11 protein-coding genes and 1 pseudogene are annotated in these 14402 nt (G+C 64.5%); 11 read left to right on the plus strand and 1 reads right to left on the minus strand.

Translation table 11 applies throughout. The features are described 5' to 3' along the window. The first annotated feature begins 12 nt into the window (after positions 1-12). From ACI2KG_RS03345 to ACI2KG_RS03395, 11 genes are all read left to right on the plus strand, one after another. Positions 13-1077, plus strand: coding sequence for an ABC transporter substrate-binding protein (locus ACI2KG_RS03345; protein ID WP_404660786.1), 1065 nt, complete (start codon positions 13-15; stop codon positions 1075-1077). After that, positions 1074-2132: an ABC transporter substrate-binding protein gene (locus tag ACI2KG_RS03350; protein WP_167274616.1), complete on the plus strand. Its 1059-nt coding sequence runs from the start codon at positions 1074-1076 to the stop codon at positions 2130-2132. The genes ACI2KG_RS03345 and ACI2KG_RS03350 overlap by 4 nt, the downstream gene beginning before the upstream one ends. Positions 2133-2432: 300 nt before the next feature. Continuing rightward, positions 2433-4676 carry a TonB-dependent receptor gene (locus ACI2KG_RS03355; RefSeq protein ID WP_404660787.1) on the plus strand — a complete coding sequence of 748 codons (2244 nt, stop codon included), beginning with the start codon at positions 2433-2435 and terminating at the stop codon, positions 4674-4676. 140 nt (positions 4677-4816) lie between these two features. Next, positions 4817-7264, plus strand: coding sequence for a TonB-dependent receptor plug domain-containing protein (locus ACI2KG_RS03360; RefSeq protein WP_404660788.1), 2448 nt, complete (start codon positions 4817-4819; stop codon positions 7262-7264). 335 nt (positions 7265-7599) lie between these two features. After that, positions 7600-8352, plus strand: a complete 753-nt coding sequence (locus tag ACI2KG_RS03365) for an ABC transporter permease (protein WP_404660789.1) — start codon at positions 7600-7602, stop codon at positions 8350-8352. Between the two features lie 11 nt (positions 8353-8363). Then, positions 8364-9119, plus strand: coding sequence for an ABC transporter permease (locus tag ACI2KG_RS03370; protein WP_404660790.1), 756 nt, complete (start codon positions 8364-8366; stop codon positions 9117-9119). A gap of 11 nt (positions 9120-9130) precedes the next feature. Then, positions 9131-9916, plus strand: a complete 786-nt coding sequence (locus tag ACI2KG_RS03375; protein WP_404660791.1) for an ABC transporter ATP-binding protein — start codon at positions 9131-9133, stop codon at positions 9914-9916. A gap of 462 nt (positions 9917-10378) precedes the next feature. Next, positions 10379-10885, plus strand: coding sequence for a sigma-70 family RNA polymerase sigma factor (locus ACI2KG_RS03380; RefSeq protein ID WP_404660792.1), 507 nt, complete (start codon positions 10379-10381; stop codon positions 10883-10885). Then, on the plus strand, positions 10875-11096 hold the full coding sequence (locus ACI2KG_RS03385; protein ID WP_404660793.1) for a hypothetical protein: 222 nt from the start codon (positions 10875-10877) through the stop codon (positions 11094-11096). Before ACI2KG_RS03380 ends, ACI2KG_RS03385 begins: the two co-directional genes overlap by 11 nt. Before the next feature lie 95 nt (positions 11097-11191). Then, positions 11192-13609 (plus strand): TonB-dependent siderophore receptor, encoded by a 2418-nt coding sequence (locus tag ACI2KG_RS03390; RefSeq protein ID WP_404660794.1) that lies wholly within the window; start codon positions 11192-11194, stop codon positions 13607-13609. Between the two features lie 53 nt (positions 13610-13662). Next, entirely contained in the window at positions 13663-13959 is a 297-nt protein-coding gene (locus tag ACI2KG_RS03395) for a chorismate mutase (protein ID WP_404660795.1), read from the plus strand. A 179-nt stretch (positions 13960-14138) separates the two neighbouring features. Here ACI2KG_RS03395 and ACI2KG_RS03400 read toward each other — a convergent pair. Beyond that, positions 14139-14381: pseudogene (locus tag ACI2KG_RS03400) on the minus strand (LysE family translocator); the annotation flags it as partial. Positions 14382-14402: the final 21 nt, after the last annotated feature.

Raw genomic sequence — 14402 nt, forward strand, 5'->3', positions numbered from 1 at the left:
CGGAGCCCGACCATGAGCCAACCCCTCGATACCTTGTGGTACACCCGCTGTCCGGTCCCCACCGGCCTGGGCATTGCCGTGCAGCAAGGCTGGCTGCAGGAAGACCTGGCCAGCCTGGGCACCCAGGTGCAGTCGCTGCGCGAAGCCGAGCAGCAGTCCGTGCGCGAATCGCACTTCGACCACAGCCTGCGCAACTCGGTGCGCCACGGTGGCAGCATCCCGGCCATCTGGGCCCGCGCCCAGGGCCGTGAAACCCGTGTGATCGGCTTGTCGTGGGCCGATGAAGCGCAGGTGATCCTGGCCCGGCCAGACAGCGGCATCCATACCGTCAAAGACCTCAAGGGCCGCCGCTTCGGCTTGCCCGATTGGGCGGCGGCGCAGATCGACTTCACCCGTGCCCAGGCCCTGCGCGGGTTGGAAAACGCCCTCAAGCTCGAAGGGCTGCAGGTGGGTGATGTTGAGCTGGTCAACTACCGCTACGATGGCACCTTCAGCGACCGCCCAGTGCGCAACGTGGCCGGCACGCCGGTGTCCAGCACGCAAAGTGAAGGCCGCAACCTGGAACTGGCCGGCCTGCTGCGCGGCGAAGTGGACGCAATCTTCCTTAAAGGCGCCAGCGCCGTGCAGCTGGCCCACGCCTTTGCCCTGCATACGGTCATCGACACCGGCAGCCACCCCGACCCGCTGATCCGCAGCAACAACGGCACGCCACGCACCCTGGCCGTAGACAGCCACCTGTTGGCGCAGCACCCGCACGTGGTGCGCACCCTGCTCGGCTCGGTACTGCGCGCCGAACGCTGGGCCCACCAGCACCCCGACGAAACCCGCCGCTACCTGGCGCGGGAAACCAACAGCAGCGAGTACTGGGTGCAGGTGGCCTACGGAAACGACGCTCACCTGCGCCTGGGCACCCGCCTGGACGAACAGGCCATCGACGCCTTGCAGGACTTTGTCGAGTTCCTCAAGCGCTGGCGCTTCATCCCGGCCCGCTTCGAGGTACGCGACTGGATCGCCCGGCAACCGCTGGAGCAATTGTTGGCCCCCACCCCCATGGACAGGAAAACCGTTAGCCCATGACCAAGCCCCTCGAAACCCTCTGGTACACCCACAGCCCGGTACCCACCGGCCTCGGCATTGCCGTGCAGTCGGGGCGCCTGGCCGAGGCCTTTGCGCCGTACGGCACCAATATCCAGTCGCTGCGTGAGTCCAGCGAACGCGAAGTGCGCGAGGCCCACTACGACCACCACCTGCAAAATTCCGTACGCCACGGCGGCAACATCCCGGCGATCTGGGCTTACGCCAGCGGCGTTGAGACCCGCGTGCTGGGCCTGTCGTGGAGCGACGAGGTGCAGTTGATCCTCACCACCGAAGAAAGCGGCGTGCGCAGTATTCGCGACCTGAAGAACCGCCGCTTCGGCCTGCCCAAGTGGGCCAACGTGCAGATCGACTTCACCCGCGCCCAGGCCCTGCGAGGGCTGGAAAATGCCCTGAAGCTGGAGGGCCTGGCGGTGGCCGACGTGGAACTGGTCGACTACCCCTACGGCGGCACCTATAGCGACGACGCCAAGCAGCACCTGTACGGTGCCGAAGTGAGCCTGGACACCAGCCGCTTCAGCCGCCGCAACAACGAGCTGATCGGCCTGTTGCGCGGCGACATCGACGCCATCTTCCTCAAGGGCGCCCACGCGGTGCACCTGGCCCATGAGTTTGGCCTGCGCGTGGTGGTCGACACCGGCAGCCACCCGGACCCGCTGATCCGTAGCAACAACGGTACGCCGCGCACGTTAACCGTGGACCGCCACCTGCTGGAGCAGCATTTCGAGGCCAGCCGCACGCTGGTCGACACGGTGCTGCGCACCGAGCAATGGGCCTGGGCCAACCCTGAAGAAACCCGGCGCTTTCTGGCCCGCGAGCTGAACACCAGCGAGTACTGGGTGGCGGCGGCCTATGGCGACGATGCGCACCGGCGCTTGCGCACCACCCTGGACAGCCGCTCGATCGAAGCACTGCAGGACTTTACCGAGTTCCTGTTCAGGTGGGGGTTCATACCGCGGCGTTTCGATGTGCGTGAGTGGATTGATTTTCGTGTGCTGGAGAGTGTGATCGGCTCGACTTCGCGGCTGGCGGTTTGATCTCTATTGCCTGAACCGGCCCTATCGCCGGCAAGCCAGCTCCCACAGGTCCCCGCTGAAGCTGAGCATTGTGGGGTACCTGTGGGAGCTGGCTTGCCGGCGATAGGGCCCTCAATCCCGACCCATTACGTTCAGCCCCACTGCTGCCCCAGCAGCACCCGCCCAGCACCCCACTGCTGCCCAATCTGCAACACACTCCAAAAATCCAGATAAAACCTATACATATCAATAGGTTACAAACATGGCACAGTCCCTGCTCTAACCCTCCCCAACAACGCTTTACATACGGGGAGATCCACCATGCACCAGCTCAATCCACTCGCCCGCCAGGTCAGCCTCGCGCTGCTGCTGGCCGGCAGCGGCAGCCAGGCCATCGCCGCCAACGAAGAAAACAACAAAGAAGCGGCCCTGGAAACCGTCACCGTGACTGCCCAGCACCGCGAGCAAACCCTGCAGGAAGTGCCGGTCGCCGTGTCGGCGATCAAGGGCACCAGCATTACCGCCGACGGCGTGCGTGCCATGGGCGACATCACCACTTTCGTGCCCAATGCTTCGGCCAAGAACCCCGACGGCGATGGCCGCCCGCGCTGGTACATCCGCGGCCTGGGCACCGGCGACACCGGCGCGGCCACGGTGTACCCGGTGGGCATTTACGCCGACGACGTCTACCTGAACGCTCCCGTCGCCGGCGGCGGGCCGCTGTTCGACCTGGAACGCATCGAAATCCTGCGTGGGCCACAAGGCACCCTGTATGGCAAGAACACCACGGCAGGTGCGGTCAACGTGATTTCGAAAAAGCCGACCTTTGACACCGACGGCTACGGCACCGTAGGCTTCGGCAGCAAGAACGAGCGCATCGTCACCGGAGCCATCGGTGGCGCCCTGGTCGACGAAAAACTGGCCGGGCGGGTGGCGTTGTACTCCGAGGAGCGCGACGGTTTCCAGAACAATGACTTCGACGGCAACACCTACGGCGACGTGAACAAGAAGGCCATCCGCCTGCAGTTCCTGGCCCAGCTCAACCCCAACCTGGATGCCCTGCTCAAGCTGCACAGCCGCCAGTTCAAGGGTGACGGCAGCAACGGTTCGCTGCCGGTGGGCCGCTACTACAACGTGGGCTACGAGCGGCCGCATGGCCGCGATATTTCACTGAACGTCAACGAAGACTACCGCCTGGACCATGACGGCGCGTCGCTGACCCTGAACGGGTACCTGGGCGACTACACGCTGACCTCGATCAGCGCCTACGACTACATTCGCAACCGCTCCACCAGCGACGCCGATTACACCCCCTACGAGGTCAATGGCGCAGCCATCACCGACAACAGCTACCGCCAGTGGTCGCAGGAACTGCGCCTGGCCTCGCCGGAAGACCGCCCGCTGCACTGGCTGCTGGGCGCGCACTACTTCCACGAAGACCTCGACAGCTCGGCGCAGCGCATCGTCAACCCCGGGCCAACCCCCAACGGTACCGGCTCCAACCAGGTGGGCACCACGGCCTTTCGCGACTTGGGCTACGACCACCGCACCGACAGCTATGCGCTGTTCGGCAACCTGACTTACGACTTTACCGATGACTTCAGCGTCACCGGCGGCCTGCGCTGGACCCAGGAGAAAAAGGACATCGACCTCGACCTGGTGCAACTGACTCGCGCCAGCGCCGACGGCCCGCTGATCCCGCTGGGCGGCGTGGGCAGCAACGGCAACCGCCAGGAAGACAAGACCTGGGAAGCCTGGACCTACGACCTGACCCCCGAGTACCGCATCAATGACAACCTGCGGGTGTTCTTCCGCTACGCCCATGGCTTCCGCTCGGGGGGCTTCAACACCGGGCTGTCGACCAGCCTGGCGCAGCTGACCACGGTCGACCCGGAAAAACTCGATGCCTACGAAATCGGGCTGAAGTCAGAGTGGTTCGACCGCCGCCTGATCGTCAACGCCAACGTGTTCTATTACGACTACTCCGACATCCAGGTGAACCTGCTGACGGTGAACAACGGCGTGCTCACCACCGCGCTGACCAACGGCGCCAAGGGCAAGGTCAAGGGCGCCGAGCTGGAGATCGAAGGCCAGCCGACCGAGCGCCTGCACTTGCGCGCGGCGGTGTCGTTCCTCGACACCGAGTACACCGACTTCAAGAACACCAACCCCACCACCGGCGCGGTGACGGGCGACTACAGCGGCAACAGCTTCGTGCGCTCGCCGCGCAACGTGGTGTCACTGGGTGCTGACTACACCCTTGCGCTGGAGGTGGGCGGCAAGCTGGTGGCCGGTGGCGACGTGAGTTTCCGCGACAAGGAGTACTTCCTCGCCGACCGCCAGAGCAGCGCCGACGCTACCCTCAGCCAGCCCCACTACACCCTGGCCAACGCACGCCTGAGCTGGTTCAGCCACGACGACAAACTGAGCGTGACCGGCTTCGTCAACAACCTCACCGACCGCCGCTACCAGGTACATGGCCGGCCCAACGGCACCGCCGGGCAGTACGTGATCACCTACGGCGACCCACGTACCGTCGGGCTTAGCGTTACCAGCCGGTTCTGAGTCGCCCTCTTGGGCCCTATCGCCGGCAAGCCAGCTCCCACAGGAACCCACAAACCTCAGGCCCTGCACTGTAACTGTGGGAGCTGGCTTGCCGGCGATAGGGCCAGCACAGCCAACGCATTTTTCAGCAGGATTACCCCATGCCCCACCGCACCCCCTTGGCCAGCGCCATAACCCTGGCCATCGCCGGCTTCGCCGTGCCCACCTTCGCCGCCGAAAGCAACGACCGCCTCGACACCGTGGTCGTGGTCGGCACCCACCGCAGCGACGTCACCGCCCTGCAAAGTGCCGCCCCGGTTGATGTGCTGAGCGGCGAAAAACTGCAGGAAACCGGCGCCAGCGACCTGTCCGCCGCGCTCACTGCGCTGTCACCTTCGTTCAGCTTCCCGCAATCGCCACAAGGCGCCTTTGCCGGCTCCATCGCCCAGGGCGCCTCACTGCGCGGCCTGGCCTCAGACCAGGTACTGGTGCTGGTCAACGGCAAGCGCCGCCACACCAGCGCCAACGTCACCCGCCAGGGCCTGGTCAACGCCCGTGGCGCGGCAGCGGTAGACCTCAGCCTGATCCCGTTATCGGCCATCGAACGGGTGGAAATTCTGCGTGACGGCGCTGCCGCCCAGTACGGCTCGGACGCCATCGCCGGGGTGATCAACATTGTGCTCAAGGAGCGCGACGAAGGCGGCAATGCCGGCTACCGCTTCGGCGGCTACAAGAAAGGCGACGGCCTGCAACGCAAGCTCAGCGGCTGGAAGGGCTTCGCCCTGCCCAACGACGGCTTCCTGACCCTGGCCTTCGACGCCGGCAGCCAGGACCCGGCCAGCGATACCCGCGACGACAACCGCCTGTTCTACCGAGGCTCCACCAGCATCGACACCCCGCGCGAGCAGAACAACCGCTACCGCAATTGGCGCTGGGGCTCAGGCAATGTCTCGGACCAGTACAACTTCACCGCCAACGCCGAAATGGGCCTGGGTGAAGGCCTGAGCGCCTACGGCTTTGCCACCTACGCGCACAAGAACACCAACGCCGAGAACTTCTTCGACCCGCCCACCACCCTGCGCAGCAACTACGGCAGCGTGGCCCTGGCGCGCTACCCGGATGGCCGCCTGCCGGTCACCCGCTACGGCCTGGAAGACTTTGCCGTCACCGGTGGCCTGCGCTTCGAGGACCAGACGCTGGGCAAGTTCGACCTGGCGCTGAACTACGGCAACAACCGCGTCGACTCCACCGACCGCGACGCCATCAACCCCAGCTGGGGCACGGCCAGCCCGTCGACCATCTACACCGGCCGCCGCGAAGCCGACCAGACCAACCTGACCCTGGACTGGACCCGCGATTTCGCCAACGACTGGCTGTTCAAGCCGTTGACCGTGTCTGCCGGGCTGGCCTGGCGCCAGGAGAACTACGACCTCAGCGAGGGCGACGCTGCCGGCTGGTCCAACGGGCCGTTGTTCAACACCCTCGACCCGGTCACTGGCCGGCGCATTCCGGGTTACTACTCGGGCATCACCCAAGTCGATGCCGTGTCGCTGGACCGCCGGGTGATCGGCGCGTACTTCGACGTCGAAGCCCAGCTTACCGAGCAATTCCAGGCGGGCGTGGCGGTCCGCAGCGAGCATTACTCGGACTTTGGCGACACCACCAACGGCAAGCTGTCGCTGCGCTACGACTTCACCCCCGAGATTGCCGCCCGGGCCAGCGCCAGCACCGGCTACCGCGCACCGTCGCTGGTACAGAGCGGGCTGTCATCGTTCAGCGTGCAGGTGGTGGAGCAGCCACCGGGCAGCGGCAACTGGGTCGAGGTGCAGCAACGTACGCTGCGCGCCGATAGCCCGGAAGCTGCGTTGCTGGGTGGCAAGGCGCTGAAGCCTGAAGAGTCGACCAACTTCTCCGTGGGCCTGGTGTGGCGGCCACTGCCCAATGCCTCGGTCACCCTCGACGCCTACCGCATCGACATCGACAACCGCATCACCCTGTCCGACCAGCTGCCGGCTGCGGTGGTGGGCCCGATCTTCGCCGGCACGCCCTACGCCAACATCCAGAGCGCGGCGTTCTACACCAACATCGCCGACACCCGCACCGACGGCGTCGAACTGGCCGGCCACTACCAGTTGGACCTTGCCGGCTGGGGGCGGCTGGACTTCAACGGCGGTTACGCGCGCAACAACACCCGCATCACCGGGCTGGACGACGTGGGCAGCATCCCCGGCAACCAGATCATCGGCCGCAACACCCAGGGCCTGATCGAGGACGGCACGCCCAAGGACAAGCTAACCCTCAGCGCCAACTGGTTGTATGACGGCTGGAGCGTCACCGTGGCCCAGCGCCGCTATGGCGAGTGGCAGAGCCGCAATGCTGCCAACCCGGCACTGGACCAGACCTTCAGCCCGCAGTGGGTGACCGACCTGGACGTGTCGTACCGCTTCGACCTGGGCCTGACCTTGTCGGCGGGCGCGATCAACCTGTTCGACAGCCACCCGGACAAGCTGGAGGGCGCGCAGTTGTATGGCGTGCCTAAGTATTCCATCACCAGCCCGGAGGGGGCGCAGGGGGCGTTTTACTACACCAGCGTGAGTTACGATTTCTGATCCAGGGCCGGCTTGCACGGCTCATGTAGGAGCGGCCTTGCCGGGGCGCCGGACCGGTCGGATGGGCCGCAGAGCGGCCCCAAAATTTCAGCTTTTCCGCATAAATTGCAGGGGCCGCTCTGCGGCCCATCCGACCGGTCCGGCGCCCCGGCAAGGCCGCTCCTACAAAGACCGCGACAGCCTTTGAGCGACACTGCTGACTGACTGTTGCCATGGCAGCACCCCGCTGCTGCTGCAGCACCACCCTTTCCCTGCAACCCTGTAAATCAGGCCATGCTCAGGCTGGCACAGCTCTTGCGATACCCCCTCTACCCTCTGCTCCCCCAAGGCCAGCCATGCGCGTGCTCTTCCCTCTTTCCTGGTTCATCTCCCCGCTGGCCCTGCTCACCCTCTGGGCCGTGATCGCCAACGCCGGGCTGTTCCCGGCCAACCTGCTGGTCCCGCCGCAGGAGGTGTGGCTCAGCCTCACTGAGCTGCTGGCCAGCGGCGAATTGCAGAAGCACCTGGCCGGCAGCTTGTCGCGATTGGCCTTGGGCTTTACCGGCGGCGCGCTGGCCGGCCTTGGCTTTGGCGCGGCGCTGGCCTTGTCGAACAGCGTGGAGGCCTACTGCGCCCCGCTGTTCCACACCCTGCGCCAGGTGCCGAGCATCGCCCTGATCCCGATGTTCGTGCTGCTGTTTGGCGTTGACGAAACCTTCAAAGTGGTGATCGTTGCCAAGACCGCGTTCTTTCCGGTGGCGCTGGCCACCTGTGAAGGCATCCGCGCCATCCCGCGCAGCCATTTCGAAGTGGCGGCGGTGTACCGCCTGCGCTGGCCGACACTGGTGGGCCGCATCGCCCTGCCCGCTGCAGTGCCGGCGATTGTCACCGGCATACGCGTGGCGCTAACCCGTGCCTGGGTAGTGCTGGTGGCCTGCGAGCTACTGGCGGCCGACAGTGGCCTGGGGCAGATGATCGAGATGGGCCGGCAGATGCTGCGTATCGATGTGGTGATGGTCGGCGTGGTGCTGACCGGGCTGATCGGCTTCACCCTGGACTTCACCCTGCGCCGCGTGGAGCGGCGCCTGTCGGCCTGGCAAAGCCGTTAAAGGAGGCTGTGATGAAACTGCACGATTTGCGTGGCCTGGTGTTGCCGCTGTTGCTGCTCGGCGCCTGGGAATATGCCTCGCGCCAGAGCACGGCCGGCGCCTATGCCTTCGTGCCGCTGGCGCAGGTGGGCACGGCACTGGCCGAACTGCTGGCCAGCGGTGAACTGCTGGTCAACCTGTGGGCGAGCCTGTTGCGCACCTGCAGCGGCCTGGCCATCGGCATAGCCGGCGGCATTGGCCTGGGGGCGCTGATGGCCCTGTGCGCACCGGCCAACCGCTTGATTGCGCCGCTGTTCCACGCCCTGCGCCAGGTACCGATGCTGGGCTGGATCCCGCTGATTGCCTTGTGGCTGGGTAACGGCGAAGGCGCCAAATTGCTAATCGTCAGCCTGGCGGCGTTGTACCCGATGGTGCTGAATACCTTCGAAAGCCTGCGCCAGGTTGCTGGCCAGCACCGTGAAGCCGCACAGGTGCTGATGCTCAGCCGCTGGCAACAACTGTGGTTGATCCTGCTGCCTGCCGCCCTGCCAGGTATTGCCGCCGGGGTGCTGCAAGCCCTGGCCTTCGCCTGGGTGACGTCAGTGGGCAGTGAGCTGTTCCTGTCCGCCGGGGCCGGCCTTGGCAGCCTGATGATGAACGCCGAAGCCGCCGCCCGCATGGAAATCATCGTGGTCTGCGTGCTGTGCATCGGCCTGTGTGGCTACCTGATGTCCTGGCTGTGCTCCCTGCTTACCCGCCGCCTGCTGCGCTGGCGCCCTACCCGTTGAAAGGCCCGACCATGAACGCCATCGCCCATGCTCTACTCACCAGCGCCAGCACCGGCGCCCTGACCATTCGCGGCCTGAGCAAGGCCTACCCGCTCAAAGGCAAGCCGGTGCCGGTGCTCGAAAGCATCGACCTGGACATCCGCCCCGGCGAGTTCATCAGCATTCTCGGCGCCAGCGGCTGCGGCAAGTCGACCTTGCTGCGGCTGATTGTCGGCCTCGACCAGGACTACCAGGGGCAGATCCTGCTGGACCAGCACGCCGTGCGAGGGCCGGGCCTGGAGCGCGGTATCGTGTTCCAGGACCACCGCCTGTTCCCGTGGATGACCTTGCAGCAGAACATTGCCCTGGCCTTGAAGAACCATGCGCTGCCGGCCGCCGAAAAAAACCGGCTGGTGGCCGAACACATCGCGCTGGTGGGCCTGAGCGGCTACGAGCAGGCCTACCCGCACCAGCTTTCCGGCGGCATGGCCCAGCGCGCGGCAATTGCCCGGGCGTTGGTGAACAAGCCCAAGGTACTGTTGCTGGACGAACCGCTGGGCGCGCTGGATGCCCTGACCCGGGTGCGCCTGCAGCAGGAGTTGCAGCGTATCTGGGTGCAGGAGCGCTGCACGGTGATCATGGTGACCCATGACATTGAAGAAGCGCTGTACCTGGGTGACCGGGTGATCGTGATGGATGCGCACCCAGGGCGGATTCGCGAAGACCTGCGGATCGAGCTGCCGCATCCGCGTCAGCGCGATAGCCAGGTGTTGCAGGGGTACAAGCAGCGATTGCTGGGGGAACTGGTGGGGCACTGAGCGGCGCTGCCCTGAGCGAATGCCAGGGGTACTTGGGGCAGCGGGTGTCTGTCTTGGGTTTTGAGGTGGTGCGCAAATCGAGCGCCGCCCGCGCGGCGCTTCGCGGCACAAGGCCGCTCCCACATTTGTTTCGGGCCAATTATTCCTGTGGCGGAGGCGCGCGCACCCTTGGAGCATGGCTGGAAATTGAAGAAGAGCAGTTGTGCAACCTTCGATATTGAAGGGAACAAACAAGGCGGACAAAGGTAAATCCACAGAAGAGACTGGCCCGAAACAGATGTGGGAGCGGCCTTGCGCCGCGAAGCGCCGCGCGGGCGGCGCTCGATCTCACAGGCGCCAAACCTCTCAAGACGAACACCGCTAAAAACCCTTGCATGCCCCTTGTCTCACTCCCGCGACCAACACCATAATGATAAATATTCCTATTTAAGTACCGCTGCGGACCGAATGAAAAAGCCCTGCATGGATGCACACGCCCAGGTCGATGGCCTTTACCGTGACCACCACCGCTGGCTGCGCAACTGGCTGCAACCGCGGCTCAGCTGCCAGCACCTGGCCACCGACATGGTTCAGGATGTATTCGTGCGTATCCTCACGGCAGACAATGCTGCCGAACGCTTGCAAGCCGTTCGTGAACCCAAGGGCTACCTCGCCACCATCGCTCGTCGGCTGATGATCGACCACTTCCGCCGCGCGCGCCTGGAGCGGGCCTGGCTGCAGACCCTGGCTGAACAGCCCGAGGCGCTGGGTATCTCTGAAGAAGACCGCGCCGTACTGCTGGAAACCCTGTGCGAACTGGACACCATGCTGGCCGGGCTGGGGCTGGAAGTGCGCCGGGCGTTCTTGCTGTCGCAACTGGAGGGCATGCCGTACAAGGCCATCGCCGAGCAACTGGGCATCTCGCTGTCCACGGTCAACCGGCACATGGCCACAGGATGCCTGGACCCAGGGCCTGCTGGTGGCCAATGAGCAACGGCTGGACACGCTGCTCGCCGAACTGGGCCGTTACCGCAGCGGCTGGTTACGCTGCGACCCAGCAGTAGCCGGGTTGCGGGTAAGCGGCACCTTCCCGGTAGACGACAGCGACAAGGCCCTGCGCGCGATCACCAGCGTTTTGCCGGTAAGCATCGTACGGCGCACCCGCTACTGGGTGACGGTCAGCGCGTTGCCCGGCGCGTGAAATTTTTTTGCGCAGCGATGAGATTTCTTCTCTTTCTCATCCGACTCAGGGGTAACGGGTGCATGACCCGCTTGCCAACATAAGAGAAGCCCTCCATGAAAACGCATCATCCGCTCCGCCCGCTGGCGGCCGGTATCCGCAATGCCCTGCTGGTGTCGGCGCTGCTCGCTGCAACCCCTGCCCTGGCTGAAACCACACCCCGTGAGTACCACATCGGCCAGGGCGACCTGGGCCAGGCGCTGACCCGCTTCGCCACCCAGGCCGGCATTGTGCTGTCGTTCGACCCGGCCGCCACCCAAGGCCGCAAGTCGCCGGGCCTGGAGGGCGTGTACGGGGTGGACGAAGGTCTGCGGGCGCTGTTGTCGGGCAGTGGCCTGCGGGTGATGCGCGAAAGCGACGAGCGCTGGTTCATCCTTCCGCCAAGTGAAGAAAGCGGCGCCATGGAGCTGTCGGCGACGCATGTGAACAGTGTCGGGCTGGGCGCTACCACCGAAGGCACCGGGTCGTACACCACCGGAGTGACCAGTACGGCGACCAAGATGAACCTGTCGATCCGGGAGACGCCGCAGAGCATCAGTGTGGTCACCCGCCAGCAGATGGACGACCAGCATCTGGCCAGTATTACCGATGTGCTCAAACAGAACCCGGGCATCACCATGTCCCAGGACGGCGGCGAGCGCTTTCACATCTATTCGCGTGGTTCCGAAATCAGCACCTACCAGCTCGACGGGGTCAATACCGTCCAGGAATACCTGACCCGCAACATGCCCAGCACGCTGATGGACATGGCCATCTTCGACCGTGTGGAGATCGTGCGCGGGGCTACGGGCCTGATGACCGGTGCGGGAGAACCGAATGGCGTGGTGAACATGGTACGCAAGCGCCCCACACACGAGTTCCAGTCCTACATACAGGCTGGCGTCGGTTCCTGGGACTACTACCGCACCGAGGCTGACGTTTCCGGCCCGCTGGTCGAAGGTGGCAAACTGCGCGGTCGGCTGGTGGCCGCCAAGCAGAACAATCACAGCTTCATGGACTGGTACAGCCAGGACCGTGACCTGTTGTACGGCGTACTTGAAGCGGACCTTACCGACACCACCACCGCGCGCCTGGGGGTGGACTACCAGACCTACAACGCCAACGGTGCCCCCGGTGTACCGTTGTTCTACAGCAACGGCCAGCCGACTGACTTCTCCCGCTCGACCAGCAGTGGCCCGCGCTGGATGTATGAAGACTACACGACCAAGAACTACGCCTTTGGCCTGGACCAAGAGCTTGCCAACGGCTGGCAACTGAAACTCGCGGCCAACTACATGGACGTTGATCGCGACTCGCTTTCTGCGTTCTATCGCACCGGTGCCGGCGTGGCTACCCTCGACCAGGCTACGGGCCAAGCCACCCTCGACCTGCTGGAAGTCGAGGCGCATCAGGTGCAGCGCGGCATGAACGTTACCTTGCAGGGCCCGTTCGAGCTGCTTGGGCAATCCCATGACCTGATCGTAGGCTTCGATTACCTGGATTACCGCAACAACCACCTGACCGGGTCGGCGGGTTCGCCAACGTTCAACTTCTTCACCTGGGGCAACCGCATACCGCAGCCAGGCAGCTACACCCCTGTGCTGGATTACGACGTCAATATCCGTCAAACCGGCTACTTTGCTGCCACCCGGCTCAACTTTACCGATGACCTGCACCTGATTCTGGGCGCGCGGACCACCGACTACCGCTACGACGCCCACCAGGTTTCGCTGCCCAGCGGTTTCGACAGGCCGTCCAACCTGCAGGAGACGGGTGAAGTCGTACCCTACATGGGGCTGATCTATGACCTGACTGCCGATCAATCGCTGTACGCCAGTTACACCGACATCTTCAAGCCGCAGACCGCCCGGGACCGGACCGGCAAGGTGCTGGACCCCGTCACTGGCAACAACTACGAAATGGGTTGGAAAAGTGAATTTTACGAAGGCCGGCTCAACGCCAGCGCGGCGATCTACCTGATCAAACGGGACAACTTTGCCGAAGACGACACTGGCTTTGCCATTCCTGGTGAACCGAACTCAACGGCATCACGCGCGGTAAGCGGCGCCCAGACCAAGGGTATTGATCTGGAGCTTTCCGGAGAGGTGGCCAACGGCTGGAACGTGCATACCGGGTACAGCCATTCACGCACGGAGAACGCCCAAGGCGACCGCCTGACACCGCAACTGCCGCTGGATACATTCCGGCTGTGGTCAACCTATCGCTTGCCGGGTGAATGGCAGCGCCTGACCGTTGGCGGTGGTATGAACTGGAACTCCAAACAGTCACTGGTCACCACACGCAGCACCCGTATCACCCAGGAAGACTATGCCGTGGCAAGCTTGATGGCGCGTTACAAGCTCAGCGAAAACCTGGCCGCTACTGTCAATGTCGAAAACCTCTTCGACAAGAAATACTACGCCGGCCTGGCGGGCAACTATGGCCACTACGGGGCGCCGAGGAACGCCACGTTGAACCTGCGTTATGACTTCTGAGCCAACTGATGTGCTGTGCTACTGTCCTGCACCACCCTCAAGGAGTTGCACACATGGACGTACGTTGCACATCGATTGAAGAAGTTCGCACGCGCATCGATCACATCGACCGCGACCTGGTCACCCTGCTCGCCCGGCGCTGTCAGTGGGTGGCCCAGGCAGCGGCCTTCAAGAAAACCACCGATGACGTGCGCGCACCGGCGCGGGTCGAGCAGGTAATTGCCAAGGTGCGCGGGATTGCCGAGGAAACCGGGGCTTCGCCGGAGGTGGTGGAGCGGGTGTACCGGGTGATGATCGCGGCGTTTATCGATGAAGAGCTGCAGGTGCATGCAGGGTTGACTGGCAAGTAAGCCGGGGGCCGCTTTGCGGCCCATCGCCGGCAAGCCAGCTCCCACATCGAGTGCATCAAGTTCAAGTCATGTGCAGTCCCTGTGAGAGCCAACTCCCACACCGGCGCATCGAGTTCAAGCCATATGCAGTCCCTGTGGGGGCTGGCTTGCCGGCGATGGGCTGCAAAGCAGCCCCAGTGTTACTTTTGCCCAAGCGCCGCAACCGACACACCCGAAGCCACAAACGTGGCCCCTGCCCCAAGGTTCAGGCCATTCACCAGCCTGGGCCGCGCGCGCAGGAAGCCGGTCAGCACCGTGGCAAACACGCCCATCAGGGCAAAGCCGACGGCCGTGAGCAAGGCAAACCACACCCCATACACCAGCATCTGCACGGTCACCGAGCCGCGCTGCGGGTCGACGAACTGCGGGATGAAGGCCAGCACGAGCCAGGACCAGCAGGACGC

The sequence above is a fragment of the Pseudomonas sp. NPDC089407 genome, assembly GCF_044900445.1.
Classification (GTDB): Bacteria; Pseudomonadota; Gammaproteobacteria; order Pseudomonadales; family Pseudomonadaceae; genus Aquipseudomonas.

Coding starts and splice junctions, on each gene's coding strand:
- ACI2KG_RS03390 (WP_404660794.1), top strand. CDS start 11,192: ATGAAAACGCATCATCCGCTCCGCCCGCTGGCGGCCGGTATCCGCAAT.
- ACI2KG_RS03380 (WP_404660792.1), top strand. CDS start 10,379: ATGGATGCACACGCCCAGGTCGATGGCCTTTACCGTGACCACCACCGC.
- ACI2KG_RS03395 (WP_404660795.1), top strand. CDS start 13,663: ATGGACGTACGTTGCACATCGATTGAAGAAGTTCGCACGCGCATCGAT.
- ACI2KG_RS03360 (WP_404660788.1), top strand. CDS start 4,817: ATGCCCCACCGCACCCCCTTGGCCAGCGCCATAACCCTGGCCATCGCC.
- ACI2KG_RS03365 (WP_404660789.1), top strand. CDS start 7,600: ATGCGCGTGCTCTTCCCTCTTTCCTGGTTCATCTCCCCGCTGGCCCTG.
- ACI2KG_RS03370 (WP_404660790.1), top strand. CDS start 8,364: ATGAAACTGCACGATTTGCGTGGCCTGGTGTTGCCGCTGTTGCTGCTC.
- ACI2KG_RS03375 (WP_404660791.1), top strand. CDS start 9,131: ATGAACGCCATCGCCCATGCTCTACTCACCAGCGCCAGCACCGGCGCC.
- ACI2KG_RS03355 (WP_404660787.1), top strand. CDS start 2,433: ATGCACCAGCTCAATCCACTCGCCCGCCAGGTCAGCCTCGCGCTGCTG.
- ACI2KG_RS03345 (WP_404660786.1), top strand. CDS start 13: ATGAGCCAACCCCTCGATACCTTGTGGTACACCCGCTGTCCGGTCCCC.
- ACI2KG_RS03350 (WP_167274616.1), top strand. CDS start 1,074: ATGACCAAGCCCCTCGAAACCCTCTGGTACACCCACAGCCCGGTACCC.